This is a genomic window from Stappia indica (assembly GCF_009789575.1).
Lineage (GTDB): Bacteria > Pseudomonadota > Alphaproteobacteria > Rhizobiales > Stappiaceae > Stappia > Stappia indica_A.
In genome coordinates this window covers 4,951,719-4,972,014 of the sequence record NZ_CP046908.1, presented here as the reverse complement: position 1 = coordinate 4,972,014, position 20,296 = coordinate 4,951,719, and the positions used below count along the sequence as shown (strand labels likewise).

The following is a 20,296-nucleotide window of genomic DNA, read 5'->3' as shown; positions in this document are numbered from 1 at the left end:
GTCCTGAATGAAGTGAAGGGAGATGGCGGTTCACAGCTCGCGCACACGGCGCCGGCGCTCGGCATTGGCCCGCCCCGCCGCACGGCGTGTGCCGGCATGCCCGGCCTCTCCGGCCAGCACGGGCTCGGGCGCTCCCAGATGGCCGGCAAGCGCCTGAACGCTGGGGTGCGCGAACATGGCGACGACGGGGAAGTTGCGCCCCAGAGCCTTGCGCAGCTTCTGGTGCAGCCGCAGCAAGGTCAGCGACGTCGCCCCCAGCTCGAAGAAGCTGGCGCTCCGGTCCACCGGCCCGGTGCCGAGTTCCTGAGCCAGCAGGTCGGCGATCAGCTCGGCAATCGCCCCGTCGACGGGTCCGCTCCGGGTCTCGTCGGCCTCTGCGTCCTCGCTGGTCTCGACGCCATCGGTGTCCGGCAACGCGCCGGCAGCCGCGGGCTCGACCGCGGCAAGCAGGGCCTGCCATGCGTTCGCATCCGCCGCCAGGTCCGACAGCATCCGGCAATAGGCGTTGAACACGCCTTCGATCCACTCGCCGTCGAACAGGCCTTCGACATGGTCCCAGTTGAAGGCAAGCTCGCCGTCCCGGTCGACGACCTGATGATCGATCCAGACCTGCGGCGTCTGGGTGATGCCGCCGGTGAACCGGCCCAGCCAGTCTGCGGTGCGGCCGTCGGACGCCGTGTTGTCGACGCCGACACCGCTGGTGAAGACCACGGGAACGGCGAGCGCCTGTGCATCCGTGCCGCGCCTTGCGGCCTCGCGCATCACCCGCACCGCCGAAACGCGGGCATGCTCGAGATCCTCCATCAGCCGATCCTGCAGGCGGCGTGCGGCGGCGGCGAAGCCCTCCCCTTCGCGCGCCTCGAACGGCACCAGCAGCAGCGAGGTGAAGTCGCCGACCAGAAGGTCGATCTGCGGATGGATCGGATCGCGGCGGAACAGCGTCAGGTTGAGGCTGAAGCGGTCGCCGCCCCCGCCGCCGCGAAGGCTCGCCGCATAGGCGGAGAGCAGCGCCGCGTTAGGCGACAGGCCGGCAGCCGCTGCATGGGCGCGGAAGGCTGCCCACTCGGCGTGCGACAACGTTCCGGCAAGACGTGCGAAACGCGGCGGCGTCAGGTCCTCGGGCTTGCGCCGCAAGGGCAGGTTTGGTGCCGGCGGCAAATCCGGCAGGCGGGCGAACCAGTGCTCCAGGCTCGCCGCATGGGCGGGCGAGGCTTCCTCGCTCTCCCAGTGCAGCACCACATCGCGGAAGGACAGGTCCAGCGGCGGCAGCACAGTCTCGCGGTCACGGGCGAGCGCTGCCCATTCGGACAGGATCATGACCATGCTGCGCCCGTCGCAAACCAGATTGTCGAGACTGACCAGCAGCCGGACGCCGCCTGCATGCTTGGCCATGCGCACGTCGAACAGCGGCCATTGCGCCGTGTCGTAGACCCGGTGGCTCATCTCCCGGCGCTGGCGCTCCAGCCAGTGCTCCAGCGCCGCCTCGTCGCCCTCCGTGAGGTCCGCGGTCATCGCCGAGAAGACCGGCACTTGCGGCAGGATCCGCTGGTTGCCCTCCTCGTCGATTACCGCCCGCAACATGCCGTGTCGCTGCACCAGCCGGTTCCACGCCCAGCCCAGCGCCTCGGCGGAAAGATCGGTGACGTCGATCTCCGCAAAGATGTGCGTCGACACCCCTCCCAGCGGAAACAGCGGCTGGCGGCCGATGAAATAGGCCTGCTGCACATCCGTGAGCGGGAACGGCTCGAACTGCGCGTGCGGATCGACAGAAAGTTGCACCGGCGCCTCGCCGGAAGCCTCCTGCCCCTCCCGGCCCAGGTCGTCGAGATGGGCGGCGAGTTCGGCAAGGTCCTGCATCGCGAAAATGCTCCGCAGCTTCACCTTGCGCCCGAAGACCGCGCGGATGCGCTCGGTCATCCGCACGGCAATCAGGCTGTCGCCGCCGGCCGCGAAGAAATTGGCATCCCGCCCGACCTCGTGGCCGAGCAGTTCGCTCCAGATCGCGGCCAGCCGGCGTTCGCTCTCGCTGCGCGGGGCGGCCATCGCCTGCTGTTCCGGGGCCGCCTCCCCCGGCATCGGCAGGCGCTTGCGGTCCACCTTGCCGTTTGCCGACAGCGGCAGCGCCGCCAGCGGCACCACTTGGCGCGGCACCATATAGGCCGGCAGCACCCGTTCCAGATGACGGATCACCCGCTCGGAACGGAAGCGCACGGCCGGGTCGACATTGCGGGCGACCAGGACCGCAAGATCGCCATTGTCGGCAGGATCGAGAGCCATGGCCGCGTCGAAACCGGCCGATCCGAGGCTCTGCATCCAGGCCGGGGCGGCCATCAACGGCAGACCGCTCTCCTTCCGCTGGTCGGCAAGCCCGGCAAAGCCGCGCTCGATCAACCCGGCCGTCAGGTCGATCATCGGACCGTTGACGGTCAGTTCCACCGCCAGAAGGTGCCCGGCCGGCTTCAGCAGCGAGCGGGCATTCGCCAGAAGGTCGCCGACGTCGCGCGCCCGGTGCAGGGCATTGAAGGCAAGGACGACGTCGAAGCTGTTGGGATCAAGTTCCGCCGGCAGGGTGCCTTCGGGATCGAGCACCACGGTTGCCGCGTTCACACCGCCCGGCAGGTCGCGCGTCGCCTCGGCCAGCAGCAAGGGCGAGGGATCGGCCAGCACCAGATCAATGAGCGTCCGGGCGGGCTCTCCTGCGGCCGCCTCTGTCAGGCCGCTCAGCCAGTCGCGGGTGGCGACGCCGCCGCGGGCGCCGAGCTCCAGGACACGCAGAGGCCGGCCGGCCGCCTTCGCCATCTCCGCGAGCGCTTCGCCGATCCGGCGATGAGCGTCGACCGCGCAAGGATGCAGCCGGGCCAGCCGTTCCGGGCTGAGATCGGCCCCGTCGGCATAGAAGAGTTCCAGCGGATCCATCTCGCCGCGCAGCACGACCGCGATCTCCGGCACCAGTCCCTTGAGGCGGACGACGAGGTCGCGGGCTTGTCCCGCCTCGCGCGCTCCGTCTTCCATCTCCTCCCAGGAGGACGGCAAGGCACCGAAGCGGAAGCGGTCTCCGGCGCGCCTCAGCACGCCCTGCCGTTCCAGATGGGCCAGCCAGCGCGGGAGCTGCGGCCGGAAGTCGGAGACGAGACCGAGGGCGGCAACCGCGTCCTGCGGGTCGAAGGTCTTGTCCCCCTCCACGGGCAGTCCCGCTTCGGCGAACAGGTCCGCCAGGGTGCGCGCCGCAAGCCCTGCTTGCCAGGCCGCATAGGCATCGGCCCTCCCCTGCGGCAGGGCGATGGCCTGCATGCCGCCGGCAAGCGTGTCCCCGAGCGAGGCAGCAATGGCTGCGGCCTCCGCCGGATCGGCGGCAAGCGTCTCGTGGAAGTCGGGATGGCTGCCCTCAAGGCGCAGCCAGGCGACCAGGCGCCGGCCCCGCTCCTGCGAGCCCACGACATCGACCACCGCGTCGCGTATCCCCGCATGGCCGGCCAGTGCCGCCTCGATATCCCCCAGTTCGATCCGGTGGCCGGCAATCTTCACCTGGGTGTCCCGGCGGCCCAGGAACTCGATGATCCCGTCCGGCCAGTAGCGCGCCATGTCCCCGGTCCGGTAAAGCCGTTCGCCGTCCGGATGCCGGACGAACGCGGCTTCGGTCCGCTCCTTGTCCCCCTCATAGCCGAGGGCCAGGCCGACGCCGCCGATATGCAGGTCGCCGATCACCCAGTCGGGCCGGTCGCGCAGGCGCGCATCCAGCACCCGGTAGCTCTGGTTGGACAGCGGCGTGCCATAGGGGATCGAGGTCCAGCCGGGCTGCACCTCCTCCACCTCGAACCAGTTGGACCAGATCGAGGCCTCGGTCGCCCCGCCCATGGCGATGAGCCGCGCCCCCGGCACCCGCTCGCGCAGGATCGCCGGCAGTTTCAGCGGCACCCAGTCGCCCGACAGCAGGACGAGGCGCAGGCTGGAGAGATCGGCCTCCGTCTCCCCGAGCAGCAGATCGCAGACCGCCGGCACCGAGTTCCAGACCGTGGCACGGAGGCGGGCGATCAGCTCCGCCCAGTGCGAGGGATCGTGCGTTCCCTCCGGATCGGGCAGCACGAGCGCCGCCCCGGCCGCGAAACTACCGAAGAGGTCGTAGACCGACAGGTCGAAGCCGAGCGCCGAGAAACCGAAGATGCGGTCGTTTTCATCCACATCGAAGCGGGCGTTGATGTCGAGGACCGTGTTCGACGCCCCGCGATGGTCGATCAGCACACCCTTCGGCGTTCCGGTCGAGCCGGAGGTGTAGATGACATAGGCCTCGTCGGAGAGTGCCCGTCCGCTCGCCGGCCCCGCCTCCTCATAGCCGTCGCAGGCCTCCTCGTCGGCAAGGACAAGCTTTCCGGAAAACTCCGGCAGCCGCTCCGTCAGCCGCGCCTGTGTCAGTCCCAGCCGGATGCCGCTCGTCTCGACGATGCTGGCAAAGCGCTGCGAGGGGATCGCCGGATCGACGGGGACATACACGCCGCCCTGCGACAGGATGGCGAGGCAGGCGGCGGCCTGCTCCGCGCCCTTTTCCATCAGCACGGCGACACGCTCGCCGCGGCGGATGCCGGCCTGCCGCAGCCCGCCTGCAAGACGCCGGACCCAGCCGGCCAGTTCGCCGTAGGAGTAGGACCTCCCCCCGGCAACCAGCGCCAAGGCTTGCGGCATCGCCTGCGCCTTGCGGAAGAACGGCGCATCGAGCAGGTCGAGCGGCAGCTCCCGTGCCGTCTCGTTGACCGCGCGGCGCACCTTTCTCTGGCTCTCCGGCCGCAGATCGCCGACCGGTTCGTGCCACGTCTTGGCTTCATCGGCCAGCCGCTCCAGCAGGGCGCCGTAGGCCGTGAACATCCCCTCGACGAGGCCGGCGGGGAACAGGCCGTCGACCACATCCCAGTTGTAGACGAGCGCCCCGTCCTGCTCGCCCGCCTGATGATCGAGCCAGACCTGCGGCGTCTGGGTGATGCCGTGGACAAGCCGCCCGAGCACATCGCCCTCCGAGGTCCCCTTGGTGGGGTCCTGCATGCCGAGCTGGCTGGTGAAGACCACCGGCGCTGCGAACTGCCGGCCGGCCTCGCCGCGGTTCAACTCGCGCAACACGTCGACCGCGCTGAAGGTCCGGTGCTCCAGCGCCTCGAACATGCGTCCCTGCACGTCGCGCAGGCGCTCGCCGAGCGGCATCGCCGCCTCGAAATCGAGGGCGAGCAGGGTCAGGCAGGTGAAGTCGCCGACCAGCCGGGGCACGTCCTCATGCAGGGCGAGGCGGTCGAAGATCGTCAGGTTGAGCGAGAAGCGCGCCTGATCGCTCCAGGCGGCGAGCACCTCGCCGAAGACGCCGACCAGCAGGCCGGCAGGCGTCACTCCGACCTTGCGGGCCTGCGCCTTCAACGCCTCCCAGCGAGCTGCGTCGAGACCGGCCTGCAGCCGCGAAAAGCGCGGTGCACCAATATGTTCCGGCGCACGCGCCAGCGGCAGCTGCGGTCCCTGCGGCAGCTCGTCGAGCTGCGCCAGCCAGTAGGTTCGGTCGGTCTCGAAGCGGCGTTGGCGCTCCGCATCCGGGGCCGATTTGGCCAGGACATAGTCGCGGAAGGAGATCGTGAAGGGCGGCAGGCCGGCGGCCTCTGCCGAGCCGGAAAGGTAGATCGCCTGCCATTCCTGCCAGAGGATCTGGCTGCTCATCGCATCGTTGATGAGCATGTCGATGGAAATGTGCAGGCGGTCGCGGCCGCCGGGCATGCGCGTCAGGCGGATGTCGAACATCGGCCAGACCGAGGGATCGAGCACCTGATGCGAGAGGGTGTCGCGCATCTCCAGCAGGTGATAAGCGATGCGGTCCGCATCCGCCTCGGAAAGGTCCGTCACGTCAATGCGGTAGCGCGGCACCTCGGCGAGGATGCGCTGGCGGCCCGTATCGTCGACGACCAGCCGCAGCGCGTCGTGGCGGGCGATCAGCAGGTTCCAGGCCTCCTCCAGACGGGCGATGTCGAAGGGGGTATCCGGCTCGGTCTCAAGATAGGCGTGGCAGGCGATGCCCCCGAGGACATGTCGGGGATCGCGGCCGACCCAGTAGGCGTATTGCAGTTCGGTGAGCGGGAACGGCTCGTGGCGGGCATTGGCATCGGCAAGGATCAGGCCCTGCCCGCCGCTGCCGGCCGAAATATCCCCGCTCCTTTCCGAAGGCTCGGCCTCGCCGGCGAGCGCGACCAGATGGGCGCGCAGGCGTCCGGGCGTCGCATTCTCGAAGATCGCCCGCAGCGGGCAGGCAAGGCCGAGATCGCGGGCGATGACGCGGGCGAGATCCATCACCAGGATGGAATCGAGGCCGAGACCGATGAGGTCCGCCTCGTCGCTCAACACGCCGGCATCGACCTTCAGAACCTCGCGCAGCGCCGCGTCGACGAAGGCGCCGACCGTCTGGCGGCGCTCGTCTTCCGACAGGCGGGACCAGTCCGGACGCTCGCCCTCGACAGGCCCGGCGAGCGCCGGCGCGACACGGGCCAGCAGGTCGCTGCGCCCGAAGGCGCGGTAGAGCGGCGCGAAGGCCGGCCACTCCACATCGACGGCGACGACAGTGCCGCCGGGTCCCGTCACGAGCCGGTCCAACGTGGCAATGCCGCGCGCCGGCTCGAACTTGTGGATGCGGGCGCGGCGCAGCAGGTCGAGGAGGTTATCCTCCAGGTCGGAGAGCCCGCCCTTGCCACCCCATGGCCCCCAGGCGATGGATAACCCCGGCAGACCGCGGGCGCGACGCGAGCGCACGAGCGCATCCTGGTAGGCATTGGCGGCGCCGTAATGGATCTGCAGCCGCGAACCCCAGACGCCGGAGATGGAGGAGAACAGCACGAAGGCGGCAAGGTCGGTGCGGTGCTCGGTCAGGCGGTGCAGCACTGCAGAGCCCTGCAGCTTGGAGCGCAGCACGGCCGAGAAATTCTCCTCACCCAGCTCCTCCAGCGTGTCGAAAAGGCCGATGCCGGCGCAATGGAAGACGCCGCGCAGCGGCACGTTCTCCCCGTCGATGCCGGCAAGGACGGCGGCCATCGCCGCCTCGTCGGCGACATCCGCCTCGACATGGCGAATGTCGACGCCCGCAAGCCGCAAGCGCTCATGGGCGGCGCGCGCCCTCGGCCCCGGCGCGCTGCGGGCGGTGACGACGATATGCCGGACGCCCTTTGCGGCCAGCCACTCGACCACATGCGCACCGGTCGCGCCGGCTCCGCCGCATACGAGATATGCCCCGTCGACCGGCAGGCTCGCAGCCTCTTGCGGAGCCGGTGCTTCCAGTGCGGTTATGCGCGGCGAGAACCAGCCGTCGGCGCGCGCCTGCAACATGTCCTGCTCTTCGAAAACGGCCTCCAGCCGCGGCAGCAGCTCCGTGAATATCCCGGCCGGATCGCAGTCCGGAGCGATGTCGACGAGCAGGATCTGCAGGTCCGGGCATTCGATCGAAAGCGAACGCGCCGCGCCCCAGAACGCGGCCTGAAATGGCGCATCCGTGCCGTTCTCGCCCTGCGCGCCACGGGTGGGGAGCAGGATGCGGAATTTTTGCGAACGCGACTGCAACTTTTGGGAAAGGCGTATCAATCTCCACAAGACCGAGACATTCGGCGCTGCGTCCTCCCCTTCGGCTTCGAACCCATCGAGCCAGACGATCGGCTGTTCGGGATTTCCGATGAATTGCTCATCGCTGCCGCAAGCGGCGATCTCCCGCCCCGGCGCGGCCTCGCGAAGGGCGCGGACAAGGTCCGGCGACCCGCCGACGGTGATCAGGGGCGTGGCGGGGACAGATGCGGATGCCGGGGCCACGGGGGGCAGCTCGACCTCATCCCACTCGACGCGGTAGAGCGGCAGCACGCCGGAGCTGTCGCGACCAGGGGCCGGCAAGGCGGCGCGGGCCGGCTGCGAGGCGCCGTAGTCGAGCCAGTAGGACGTGTGCACGAAGGGGTAGAGCGGCAGCTGCGAGGGACGCGCGCGCTCGCCCCGGAACACGGCCGCGCGATTGGCGTCGACGCCGCGCCGGTAGAGCGCGGCAAGGCTGCGGCGCAGCATCAGGCCGCCCGCATCGTCCGGCGCGGCGCTCGCCAGGAACAGCGCGCCGGTCAGATCGCGGTGCTGGGCCTCGCGCTGGGAGAGCATCGTGAGCACCGGCCGCGGGCCGATCTCGACGAAGGTGTCGCAGCCGGCCTCGAAGGCGCGCCCCAGCGCCTCGGCGTAGCGGACGGTGCGGCGGGCCTGGTTGCCCCAGTAGTCGGCGCCGGGCGCTTGGCGAAGCTGCGCGCCGGTGACGGTCGAGAAGACCGCAAGCCGCGGCTCGGTAAGCGCGATATCCGCGGTCACCTCTGCGAAGGGCGCCAGCATCGGCTCCATCAGGGCCGAGTGGAAGGCGTGCGAGACATGCAGGCGGCGGGCGCTGACGCCCTGCCGCTCCAGCAGCGCGGCGAGCCGCTCCACCTTGTCCTCGCTGCCGGCCAGCACCGCATCGGCGGAGGAGTTGACGGCGGCGAGCGACAGGCCGTGCTGATCGGCCAGCGCCTCCGCCTCGTCCTGCGGCAGGCGGACGGCGAGCATCGCGCCGGCCTCGGGGAGTTCCTGCATCAAGCGGCCGCGGCGGGCGATGACGCGGGCCGCATCATCGAGCTCCAGCATGCCGGCATGGACGAAGGCGGCGAACTCGCCGATGGAATGACCGATGACGGCGGCGGGCTCAACGCCGAAGGCGCGCCACAGCCGCGCCAGCGCGAACTGCACCGCGAAGAGCGCCGGCTGGGCGAATTCCGTGCGCCGCAGCTCCTCTTCGCCGGCATTAAAGACGAGATCGCGGATGGATCGGCCGAGATGCGGCAGCAGCGCCGCGTCGGCGCGGTCGAAGGCCTCGCGGAACACCGGCTCGGCGTCGTAGAGCCCCCGGCACATGGCCGGATATTGCGCGCCCTGCCCGGTGAAGAGGAAGGCGATGCGGGCAGGCTTGGCCGGACGGTCCTCGCAGACCGCCCGCTCCAGCTCGGCAACGAGCCCCGCCGCATCGCCGGCAGCAACCGCAACCCGGTGCCCGGCCTCATGGTCGCGGTGATGGGCGGCCGCATTGACCAGCGCGCGGGCATCCGTGCCCGGCTGCGACAGGCGCTCGGCGAAGGCGCGGCACAGGCTGTCCGCCGCCTCGCGGCTGCGGGCGGAGAAGGCGAGCAGCAGCGGCGGCGGCGGGCCATCGGCCGCCTGCCCGGCGGCCTGTTCTGGCGCCTGTTCTGGCGCCTGTTCCAGCAGGATATGGCCGATGGTGCCGGCAAAGCCGAAGGACGTGACGCCGGCCCGCCGGAGGGAGCCCCGGCGCGGCCAGTCGGTCGCCCGGTCCGGCACCACGGCGGGGATCTCGCCCAGGCCGATCTCCGGATTGACCTCATTGAGATGGAGATGCGGCGGCACCTGCCCCGCCTCCACCGCCAGCACCGCCTTGATCAGGCCGGCGATGCCGGCGCCGGCTTCCAGATGGCCGATATTGGTCTTCACCGAGCCGAGATAGAGCGGGTCGTCCTTCGGCCGGCCGGCGAAGACGTCGCGCACGGCGCGATATTCGATGGGATCGCCGAGCCGGGTGCCGGTGCCGTGCAGCTCCAGATAGTCGATGTCGCCCGGCGTCAGGCCGGCACGCCTCAAGGCGGTGTCGATCATCCGGCGCTGCGCGGCGGCATTCGGCGCGGAGAGGCCGGCGCTGGCGCCGTCCTGCGCCAGCACGCTCTCCAGCACCACGGCGCGGATCGGGTCGCCGTCGCGCAGCGCGTCGGACAGGCGCTTGAGCACGACCATGCCGAGCCCCTCGCCGCGCACATAGCCGTCGGCCGAGGCATCGAAGGTCTTGCACCGCCCGTCGGCGGCCAGCATGCCGGCGCGCGCCAGCACCAGGTCGATCTCGGTCAGCATCTGCAGCTTGACGCCGCCGGCCAGCGCCACCCCGCATTCGCCAAGGCGCAGCGCCTGGCAGGCGTTGTGAACCGCCGCGTGAGAGGCGGAGCAGGCGGTGTCGACGGCAAGGCTCGGCCCGTGCCAGTCGAAGAAGAAGGAGAGCCGGCCGGCGGCGGCGGCGAAGGCCGTGCCGGTGCCGTAATAGGGGTCGAGATGGGAGCGGTCGCCGGTGGCGAAGGGAATGTGGCCGTAGTCGCCGGTGCCGATGCCGATGAAGACGCCGGTATCCGTGCCGGCAAGGCGGGAGGGCGGAATCCCGGCATCCTCCAGCGCGTGCCAGGCGGCCTCCATCAACAGGCGCTGCTGCGGATCGGTGTTGATCGCCTCGCGGGCGCCCATGCCGAAGAAGGCGGCGTCGAACCCGTCGACGCGCGTGAGGCAGGCGCCGAAGCCGGGGATCTCCGGTTCCGGCGCAAAGCGCGCAGGGCTGAGCGGACGCACCGCATCGCCGCCCTGCATCAGGAAGGACCAGAAGCGCGCGGGATCGTCGAAGTCCTCGTCGCCGCCGGGAAACAGGCAGGACAGGCCGATGATCGCCAGCGGCTCGGCGCGCGGGGCGGAACCGGATGCGGCTCGGGCATCGGCGCGGGACGGAGCCGCCGTTTCCGCCGCCTCGCCGCTTGCCTGTTCGCTGCGGGTCAGCCAGTCGGCGAGCGAGGCGACCGTCGGATGGTCGAAGAGCAGTCCTTCGGGCAGCTGGCGGCCGAGCCGGCCCTCGAGGGCGGCAATCGCCTGCGTCGCCGCCAGGGAATCGAAGCCGAGGGCGAACAGGCTCGCCTGCGGGTCGATCCGGCGTGCCGAGCCGAGGCCGAGCGCTGCGGCGGCGATCTCCGCCACCAGCGCACGATAGCCGTCGGCCGCCGGCGCCAGTCGGGAAGCAGGCTCCTCGGCCACGGGCGCTACCGCGAGGACCAGGTCGCCGGCAAGATAGGCGCGGCGCATCTCCGCCCGCCGGACCTTGCCGCTGGTGGTGCGCTTCAACGTGCCCTTGCGGATGAGCACGACATCGGCGAGCGCCAGCCCGTGTTCGCGCGCGATCACCTCGCGGATCGCGCTTTCGACCTCGCCCGCATCGAGCGACCCGTCGCGGCGCACCTCCTGCACCAGCACGACCGCCTCGCGCCCCTGTGCGTCATCGATGGCAAAGGCCGCCGCCGCGCCGCCGACGATGGCCGGATGCGCGCCGACGAGACTTGCCTCCAGGTCGTTGGGATAGTGGCACTGGCCGCGCAGGATCATCATGTCCTTGAGCCGGCCCGTCACATAGAGATGGCCGTCCTGCAGGAAGCCGAGATCGCCGGTGCGCAGGAACGGCCCTCCCCGAGCGGCCTCTCCCGACCCGTCGGCGGGAACGGCGCGGAAGGTGGCGGCGGTCGCCGCCTCGTTGCCCCAATAGCCCCAGGCGATCTCGTCGCCGCCGACCCAGATCTCGCCGACCCGGCCCTCGGGCAGGGTCTGGAGCGTTTCCGGGTCGACGATGCGCACGTCCTGGCCGTCGGTCTCGGCGCCGTTGGAGACATAGGTGCGCGCACCGGCAGCGCCCGCCTCGACCGGAACAGCCCGCCCCTCCTCCAGCGCGGCGGCCTCGATGGAAAGATGCCGCGGGCCGGCCGGCGCAAAGCCGGTCGTGACCAGCAGCGTCGCCTCGGCAAGGCCATAGGCCGGGCGGATCGCCTCCGGCCTCAGCCCGTGCGGCGCGAAGGTCTGCTGGAAGGCCGCGACCTGGCGCGGCAGCACCGGCTCTGCGGCGGGAATGAAACTCTCCAGGCGGCTGAGGTCGAGAGCAGCGCAGCGCGCCGCGTCGTAGCGCTCGACGCAGGCATCCATGGAGAAGGCCGGGCACGGCATCATGCCCGCCCCTTCCGCCGAGGCCACCTCCAGCCAGTGGAGCGGATCGGCGACGAAGGAGGTCGGCGACAGGACGACCGCCTTGCCGCCGGCGACCAGAGGCGCGAAGACGCCCATGATCAGCCCCATGTCGTGATAGAGCGGCAGCCAGCTGACGACGACGGGCCGCTCTTTCGGTGCCAGCAGGCGGGAGATGAAGCGCAGGTTGCGCATCAGGGGGGCGTGGCCGTTGATCACGCCCTTGGGCTCGCCGGTCGAGCCGGAGGTGTATTGCAGGAAGGCGGTGTCGGTGCCGCGAAGGGGATCGCCCTGCCACGCGCACCGCTCGCAAGGCGCATCGAGGATGAGGACGCGGGCGCCGGCCTGCTGCGCGAAGGCGTCGAGGTCGGCCTGCGACTGGCGGCGGATCTCGTCGGTGGTGACGATGAAGCGGGGCTTGCAGTCGGCGGCGATCGGCCCGACCTTGCCGAGCACCCGCCGGACGCGCGAGGGACCCGGCAGGTTGACGGGCACGCCGATGAAGCCGGCCTGCATGCAGCCCAGAAGCGCGACCACATAGTCGATGCCGGAGGGCAGCAGGATCAGCACCCGGTCGCCGCGATGCCCTTCGCGCGCCAGACGTGCAGCCAGCGCGCGGGCGCTCGCCGAAAGCTGCGCATAGGTGAGCGTCACCGGCTCGGCGCCGGTACGGGCGCGGAAGTCGAGCGCGATCTCCTCCCCCCGCTTCCCGGCCCAGTGCGCAATGGCATCGACCAGCGTTTCGACGGCAGGAACCTCAGGCGAGACAACGGACATGCATGAACTCCAGCTAACCTGTCGCAGTGCGATAACCGTCTGTTTTCCCGTGGCGAATGGCGCATTTCGAGGAACAGGCGGGTTTCGGGGGAGCGCGATTAAATGTTGACTTTTTCAGTCAAGAATTGGAGATCATGGACGTGCCCGCTACCCCGATCCGGGCCGGCAAGGCCCCAATCGATACTTATTTTTGCGTGCACTAGTCCCTCTAGGCACTTTTCTGGTGCACAGCCCCGGGAGAGGTTCGAATGGCTCTGAACATCGAAGAGCGCCCTTTGAGCCAGGCTGCCAGCGAGTTCGACCTCGCGGTGCGGCAGCCAAGCCACAGCGGCCTGACGGAGATGGCGGTCGACGGAGAATTCCGTCGCTTCGGCATCCGCCTCGGGCTGGAACTGTCCGTCTACGACCTGCAGCTGCAGGACCGTTTCCGCCGCACAGCCAACATGGCGCCGGGCCTGACCATCGTCATCCTGCAACACGCCACCGGCAGCAGCATGCTGCGGGCGCTGGACGGCGATCCGCGCGCCGTGCGGCTGGACTACGATCCGCGCTCGGCGCTGATGATCTTTTCCAGGACGCCGCTCAGCGGCGGCTACGACGTGCCGGCGGACACGCGCTTCCGCGGCATCGAGATCCGCGCCAGCGAGGCCTTCCTGCGCCGGCTCGACGCGACGGCGCTGTTCGAGCAGGCCTTGAGCGGGCATCCGCTGACGGTGGCCGCCACCGGCTCGTTCTGGGTCGGCCGGTTCCCGGCGACGGAGATGATCGACGCGCTGGCCGCCGGGCTGGTCGCCAGCGGGCTCGACCGCGGCTGCGAGGACCTGGCCATCGAGGCGCGCTGCCTCGACCTGCTCACCGCCGCGATCTCGATGATGCGCGAGCCGCTGTTCTGCCAGAAGACCAAGATCCTGCGCGACTCGCGCAAGCTCAACGAGGCGAAGAACACGCTCCTGCGCCAGCTCGACCGCAGCTGGACGATCCACGACCTCGCGACCTGCGTCGGCCTCAGCGAAAAGCGGCTGAAGGACGGGTTCCGCCAGCAGTTCGGCCTGCCGGTCTACAGCTTCCTGCAGAAGTCGCGGATGGAGGAGGCGCGCACGCTGCTGGCGCGCGACGGGGCGACGGTGACCGAGACGGCGCTGGCGGTCGGCTATGCGAATCCCAGCCGCTTCTCGCAGCTGTTCCTGCGCGAATACGGCATGACGCCCTCCGACTTCGTGCGCCGCAACCGGATGGAAGCCTCCGGCGTTTAGTCGGATACTCCGTCATATTACCGGAAGCCGCGCCATCTTCGGCGCACTGTGTCCTGATATCCGGACATGGGCCGGGATATCCTCGTGGAAACACCATCCAGAGGAGATTTCGACATGACTGTCTGGCCAGTGCTCATCGTCGGTGCGGGAAAGATCGGCCGCACCATCGCCGCCCTGCTCGCCGCAACCGGCGACTACCGCGTGACCATCGCCGACCGGGACGCGGCCGCGCTCGCCGCCGCACGGCGCCCGGACATTGCCGTGGCGCAGGTGGATGTCGCCGACGAGGAGGCGCTGGTAGCGGCACTCGCCGGCCACCGCGCGGTGCTGTCGGCCGCCCCGTTCTTTCTCACCCAGACCATTGCCCGCGCGGCAAAGCGCGCCGGCGCGCATTATCTCGACCTGACCGAGGACGTCGCCTCGACCAAGGCCGTGAAGGCGCTGGCCGAGGGCGCGCAGACGGCGTTTGCGCCGCAATGCGGCCTGGCGCCGGGCTTCGTCTCCATCGCCGCGCACGACCTTGCCGGCCGCTTCGACGCGCTGGAGAACCTGACCCTGCGGGTCGGCGCCCTGCCCCGCTACCCGACCAATGCGCTGAAATACAATCTCACCTGGTCGACGGACGGGTTGATCAACGAATACTGCAACCCCTGCGAAGCGGTGCTCGACGGCGAGCGGACGCTGCTGCAGCCGCTGGAAGGCTACGAGACCTTCTCGCTGGACGGCGTCGACTACGAGGCGTTCAACACTTCCGGGGGGCTCGGCTCGCTGGCCGAGACGCTGGCGGGGCGGGTGCGCAACCTGCGCTACCTCACCGTGCGCTATCCCGGCCACCGCGACATCATGCGGCTGCTGCTCACCGATCTCGGCCTGAAGGACCGCCGCGACCTGATGCGCGACGTGCTGGAGACGGCGGTGCCGATCACCCGGCAGGACGTGGTGCTGGTGTTCATCACCGCCTCGGGCCGGCGCGGCGACCAGCGCGAGCAGATGTCGGCGGTGTACCGGGTGACCGCGCAGGACGTGGCCGGCGAGACCTGGAGCGCGATCCAGATCACCACCGCATCGGGCATCTGCGCGACGCTGGACATGCTGCGCGACGGAACGCTGCCGGCACGCGGCTTCGTCACGCAGGAGGCGATCCCGCTCAGTGCCTTCCTCGCCAACCGTTTCGGCCGCGCCTACGGACAGGACAGCGGCGCGCTCGGCGCCGCACCGGCGGGGGCGCAACGCGCGGCGGCGTGACGGCAGGACATTTTGCCGAAGAAAACCCCTTGGCGGTGCCTGGCACCGCCATTTTTTTAACTCATATCAATACAATATCCATGTTCCGCCCCGCTTCGGGCGCGATTTGCCGATAACCGAGAGGTCGTCACGGTCCAGACACGGCGCGATCGCACCGCGCCCGGAGAATACCTGCCGATGTTCGAAACGCTCAACCTGCTGATCCTGATCGCCGCCGGGCTCGTCGCCCTTTCGGTGTTCACGTCGCTGGTGAGCTTCCGCATCGGCGCACCGTTGCTGCTGGTGTTCCTGGTGGTGGGTCTGGCCGCCGGCGAGGACGGGCCGGGCGGCATCGCCTTCTCCGACACCAGGGCCGCCTATTTCATCGGCTCCATCGCCCTCACCTTCATCCTGTTCGACAGCGGGTTCCGCACCCGGCTGGCGACGTTCCGCCTGGCGGCCGCGCCGGCCTTGGCGCTGGCGACCGTCGGCGTTGCCCTGACCGCGGGCGTCGTCGGCGCGGCGGCGCATTACCTGTTCGGATGGGCCTGGACGGACGGCCTGCTGCTCGGCGCCATCGTCGGTTCGACCGACGCGGCCGCGGTGTTCTTCCTGCTGCGGGTCGGCGGGGTGAACCTGCGCGAAATGATCTCCGCGACGCTGGAGGTCGAATCCGGCTCGAACGACCCGATGGCCATCTTCCTCACGGTGACCTTGATCGGCATGATCACCGCCGGCTCGGTGGAAGCGGATGCGGCGGCCGGCGCCGAGATGATCCTGGAATTCGTCCGCCAGATGGGTCTCGGCCTGCTGGCCGGCCTTTCCGGCGGCTATGCCATCGTGCAGATCGTCAATCGCATCAAGCTCGAGGCCGCGCTCTACCCCATCCTGGTGCTGGCGCTGGCGCTGGTCCTGATGACCGTGACCACCCTGGTCGGCGGCAGCGGCTTCCTGGCGGTCTATGTCGCCGGCATCCTGTGCGGCAACGTGCGCATGCGCCAGCAGCCTTCGCTCAAGAAGTTCCAGGGCGGCACGACCTGGCTCAGCCAGATCGGCATGTTCGTCACGCTCGGCCTGCTCGCCGCGCCCTCGCAGTTCGGCGACGTGGCGGTGCAGGGCTTCGGCCTTGCCGCGGTGCTGATCTTCCTCGCCCGGCCCTTCGCGGTCTGGCTCTGCCTGATGCCCTTCGGCTTTTCCCGCAGCGAGATCGCCTTCGTGTCCTGGGTGGGCCTGCGCGGTGCGGTGTCGATCCTGCTCGCCATCCTGCCGCTGATCTCCGGCCTGCCGAACGCGCAGGAGATCTTCAACGTCACCTTCCTGATCGTGCTGACCTCGCTGGTGCTGCAGGGCTGGACGATCCGCCCGATGGCGCGCTGGCTGAAGCTGACCGTGCCGGCGCGCATGGGACCGGTCGACCGGATCGAGCTGGAGCTGCCCGGCGGACAGGACCTGGAGCTGGTCGGCTACACCGTCCATCCGGCGAGCCCGGTCGCGAGAGGCGAGCGCATTCCCCGCTGGGCGCGGCCGGTGCTGATCCTGCGCGAGGGCCGCAACATCCGCCTGCAGAAGGCCGGCAAGCCGCAGCCCGGCGACCGGCTCTACATCCTCGCCAACCCGCGCCAGGTGCCGGTGCTCGACACGCTGTTCGCCGCCGCGACGCAGGAGGAGAACGACCCGGCGCTGTTCGGCGACTTCGACCTCGACCCGGAGACCCGGCTGGCGGAACTCGGTGCGCTCTACGGCTTCCATGTCAACAAGGGCGATGCGGACCTGACCTTGCGCGCCTTCATGATGCGCGAGCTCGGCGACGACGTGGAGCCGACCGACCGCGTCGCCTATGGCGACATCGACCTGGTGGTGCGCGCGATCGACGACGACCACGTCATCACCGCCGTCGGCCTTGCCGTGGAACATGTCGAGCCGGCGGAACCGACCCTGCCCTTCTTCTTCTCGCGCGAGGACATCTACAAGGCCACCCGCCGGGTGACCGGCCGCATCCGGCGCAAACGGGCGCGCGCCAAGGTGATCGCGCGGCGCAAGAACGCCTATGACCGGCCGGCGGCGACGGAGGTCCCTGCGTCCGACGCGCCGCCAGCGGACACCGCCAAGTCCCCAGCCTCGACACCTGCCTCGACACCGGCCTCGACACCGGTCGCCCCGCCGCCCGCGGCAGCGCGCGCGACGACGAAGGCGAGCATCCAGGACGACGACGAGGACGAGGCCCCGGCCAAGCGCAAGAGCGATGACCGGGACGACGAGCCCGACGCGCCGCCGCGCCTTGCCGCCGCCGGCAGCGACCAGTCCCGCTGAGCGAGCCGTCGCCTGAAGGCGGGCAAAAAACATGAACTGGGGAAAAGACATCGTGGAAGCGCTCCCTTATGGTGCGCCCGTCACAGTGTCTTTCATTTCATGTCATGGACCATTCAGCATGCACCGATTGACTACGCTTGCCCTCGTCATCGCCTCGGCCTCCCTGGTTGCCGCCTGCGGCTCCGCACCCAAGCGGCAGGGGCCTCCTCCCGAGTTTTTCATCTTCTCGGATTGCACCAAGGAGGCGAAGCTGGAGGGCTTCTCCACGATCCGGCAGAGAGTGAGCGTCACGAACGGCGTTGCCGCACCCTTCGGGTTCGACAGCTTTGCGCTCGGCGAGCGCGAAATGACCGACGCCGAAAAGGAAGCAGTTCGCCAGTGCTACGACGCGAAGGTCGCCAGCGGAGCAGCAACGGCCCCGGCCCCCTGAGCCTTTCGCCGGCGGCCGTCAGTTCTTGCCGCCGAAGCGCTCTTTCAATCCCTCGCAAGGATCCCCGCGATCCTTGCGGGGCGTGAACCAGAGATAGTCGTAAGGCGGCGGCACGTCCGCCGTCCCGCCGGCATAAAGCAACGGCGCGCTCTCGCCCTCCGTCACCTCGACGAAGCCGACGGCAACGACAGCCGCATCCGGCTCCCGCCATTCGAGATAGCGCGGCACGCCGAGATCCTTGCGGACATGGCCGCTGCCGGCGATCAGGACAGCCCCGTCGTCTCCGGCCGAGATCATCGCATCGGCAAGCGTTGCATCGCGCAGCCGCTGCACGGCGACGAGCGGGGTCAGCGCCTCGCGCGGCATCATCGCGCAATGTCCGTCGAACAGGGTGTCGAGCAGCACCGCATCGGCCGCCTCGCCCAGCGGCTCGGCAAGGCGCAGCGCCGCGATCCGCTCCGCGCCCAGAGCCTCCGCCCCTTCGGCTGCGACCTTGCGGCGCTCCTCGCGCGGCGTGTCGCCGGCAATGACGGGCAGCCCCAGTTCGAAGGCGACCTCGATCACCGGCCGATAGATCGCATAGTCCGGCCAGCCGCTCTCCGCCCAGCCGAGCGCCTCGCCGAACCCTGCCGCCGTTGCCGTTCCGCTGGCGAGATAGGCCTCGACATCGCCCTGTCGGTCGCGCGGCAGCATCTCCAGCACCACCGCGGGCTTGCGCCCGCCCTCCCCCGTCGCCGCCGCCAACAGCTGCGCCTGCAGCGCGTGATGGTCCGGGTTGTCGTGGATCTCGCCGAGCAGGACGAAGCGTGCGCGGGCCACCGCCGTCTCCACCTCGGCCGGCGGCACGAAGGCGGACCTTGAGACCGACCAGACCCGACCGGCCAGCGGATGGTCCGCCCCCTCGTCAAGGGTGAACCCGCCCGCCGGCGCACCGGTAGATTGGGCGCCCGCCGGCGAAAGGCCGCCAAGCGGAACGAACAACAGGGCGGCGGCAAGCCGCAGGGCCGACAGGGTCATGTCTTCGCTTCCATCGCCGGGCAATGATCGGCCTGCCCGCCATGGGCGCGGCGGGCAGGAACCGACACATAGGGTCTGACGGGCAGATGGGGCCTTCTCAGGGAAAGGGAAAGGCCCCCGGCACGAGAGGGTGTGCGATCAGTCGGCGTTGAGGTTCTCGATCGCCAGCGCAATGCCCTGGCCGCCGCCGATGCACATGGTGACGAGGCCGTAGCGGCCGCCGGTGCGCTCCAGCTCGTAAAGCGCCTTGACCGTGATGATGCAGCCCGTGGCGCCGACCGGATGGCCGAGCGCGATGGCCCCGCCATTGGGGTTGACCCGGTCGGAGGGGAAGCCGAGCTCGCGCATGACCGCACAGGCCTGCGCCGCGAAGGCCTCGTTCGATTCGACGAGGTCGAAATCGGCCGCCGTGAGGCCGGTCTTCTCGAACAGCTTCTGCACCGCCGGGACAGGACCGATGCCCATCACGTCCGGCTCGACGCCGGCATGGGCATAGCCGACCAGCCGCGCCATCGGCTTCAGTCCGCGCGCTTCCGCCAGCGCCCGGTCGGCCAGCACCACGGCCGCCGCACCGTCGTTGAGGCCCGACGAGTTGCCGGCGGTCACCGAGCCGTCCTTGCGGAAGACCGGGCGCAGGCCGCTGAGCGTCGAGGGCGAGGTGTCGGCCCGCACATGCTCGTCCGTGTCGAAGGTGACGGCCGTGCGCCCGGCCTGCACCTCGATGGGCAGGATCTGCTCCTTGAAGCGCCCGTCGCGGATGGCGAGCCCCGCCCGGTGCTGGCTCTCCACGGCGAGCGAATCCTGCGCCTCGCGGCTGATATTGTAGCGGGCGGCGACATTCTCCGCCGTGATCCCCATATGGCCGCCGCCGAAGGGATCGTTGAGGGCGCCGAGCATCATGTCGTGCATCACCGCATCGCCCATCTTCACGCCGAAGCGGGCGCCGGGGCTGGAGAACGGGGCACGGCTCATGGATTCGGCCCCGCCCGCCAGCGCATAGTCGGCATCGCCGAGCAGAATCGACTGGGCCGCCGAGACGATGGCCTGCGCGCCCGAGCCGCAGAGCCGGTTCAGCGTCAGCGCCGGGGTCTCCACCGGAATGCCGGCATCCACCGCCGCAACGCGCGCCAGATACATGTCGCGCGGCTCGGTGTTGATGACATGGCCGAAGACGACATGGCCGATTTCCTGCGGCGCAACGCCAGAGCGGCGCAGCGCTTCGGCTGCGACCTTGGCTCCGAGCTCCGTCGGCGGCACGGTTTTCAAGGCACCGCCGAACGACCCGATGGCCGTACGCACACCCGACAGGAACACCACTTCACGCTTCGACATCAATCTACTCGCTTCCGTATTGCCCGACCTGTGAATTTTCCGTCCAGTCGCCGACGACGAGGAGAGTGCCTCCCGACCCCGATGCCAGCCCAGTTTGCCCCTGGGCGACAGGTAAACAAGCCACGGC

The 20,296-nt window shown here is 70.0% G+C and carries 7 protein-coding genes; 4 read left to right on the top strand and 3 right to left on the bottom strand.

From position 1 onward, the window contains the following. Positions 1 to 30 precede the first annotated feature (30 nt). The gene (locus GH266_RS22625) at positions 31 to 12,603 is read right to left on the bottom strand and encodes a non-ribosomal peptide synthetase/type I polyketide synthase (RefSeq protein ID WP_158195862.1); all 12,573 of its coding nucleotides are present in this window, start codon (positions 12,601 to 12,603) and stop codon (positions 31 to 33) included. 248 nt (positions 12,604 to 12,851) lie between these two features. Here GH266_RS22625 and GH266_RS22620 point away from each other — a divergent pair, with 248 nt between their 5' ends. From GH266_RS22620 to GH266_RS22605, 4 genes are all read left to right on the top strand, one after another. Then, positions 12,852 to 13,856 (top strand): helix-turn-helix transcriptional regulator, encoded by a 1,005-nt coding sequence (locus GH266_RS22620; protein WP_158195861.1) that lies wholly within the window; start codon positions 12,852 to 12,854, stop codon positions 13,854 to 13,856. A gap of 114 nt (positions 13,857 to 13,970) precedes the next feature. Next, positions 13,971 to 15,101, top strand: coding sequence for a saccharopine dehydrogenase NADP-binding domain-containing protein (locus GH266_RS22615; protein ID WP_158195860.1), 1,131 nt, complete (start codon positions 13,971 to 13,973; stop codon positions 15,099 to 15,101). A gap of 177 nt (positions 15,102 to 15,278) precedes the next feature. Continuing rightward, positions 15,279 to 17,390, top strand: a complete 2,112-nt coding sequence (locus GH266_RS22610) for a potassium/proton antiporter (RefSeq protein WP_158195859.1) — start codon at positions 15,279 to 15,281, stop codon at positions 17,388 to 17,390. Between the two features lie 118 nt (positions 17,391 to 17,508). Further along, entirely contained in the window at positions 17,509 to 17,820 is a 312-nt protein-coding gene (locus GH266_RS22605) for a hypothetical protein (protein WP_158195858.1), read from the top strand. A gap of 18 nt (positions 17,821 to 17,838) precedes the next feature. On the opposite strand, the gene GH266_RS22600 is transcribed toward GH266_RS22605, so the two are convergent. Both GH266_RS22600 and GH266_RS22595 read right to left on the bottom strand, forming a co-directional pair. Further along, positions 17,839 to 18,837 carry a ChaN family lipoprotein gene (locus GH266_RS22600; protein WP_158195857.1) on the bottom strand — a complete coding sequence of 333 codons (999 nt, stop codon included), beginning with the start codon at positions 18,835 to 18,837 and terminating at the stop codon, positions 17,839 to 17,841. A 138-nt stretch (positions 18,838 to 18,975) separates the two neighbouring features. Then, positions 18,976 to 20,169 carry an acetyl-CoA C-acyltransferase family protein gene (locus tag GH266_RS22595; RefSeq protein WP_158195856.1) on the bottom strand — a complete coding sequence of 398 codons (1,194 nt, stop codon included), beginning with the start codon at positions 20,167 to 20,169 and terminating at the stop codon, positions 18,976 to 18,978. Between the last annotated feature and the right edge of the window lie 127 nt (positions 20,170 to 20,296).

Coding starts and splice junctions, on each gene's coding strand:
- GH266_RS22625 (WP_158195862.1), bottom strand. CDS start 12,603: ATGTCCGTTGTCTCGCCTGAGGTTCCTGCCGTCGAAACGCTGGTCGAT.
- GH266_RS22620 (WP_158195861.1), top strand. CDS start 12,852: ATGGCTCTGAACATCGAAGAGCGCCCTTTGAGCCAGGCTGCCAGCGAG.
- GH266_RS22615 (WP_158195860.1), top strand. CDS start 13,971: ATGACTGTCTGGCCAGTGCTCATCGTCGGTGCGGGAAAGATCGGCCGC.
- GH266_RS22610 (WP_158195859.1), top strand. CDS start 15,279: ATGTTCGAAACGCTCAACCTGCTGATCCTGATCGCCGCCGGGCTCGTC.
- GH266_RS22605 (WP_158195858.1), top strand. CDS start 17,509: ATGCACCGATTGACTACGCTTGCCCTCGTCATCGCCTCGGCCTCCCTG.
- GH266_RS22600 (WP_158195857.1), bottom strand. CDS start 18,837: ATGACCCTGTCGGCCCTGCGGCTTGCCGCCGCCCTGTTGTTCGTTCCG.
- GH266_RS22595 (WP_158195856.1), bottom strand. CDS start 20,169: ATGTCGAAGCGTGAAGTGGTGTTCCTGTCGGGTGTGCGTACGGCCATC.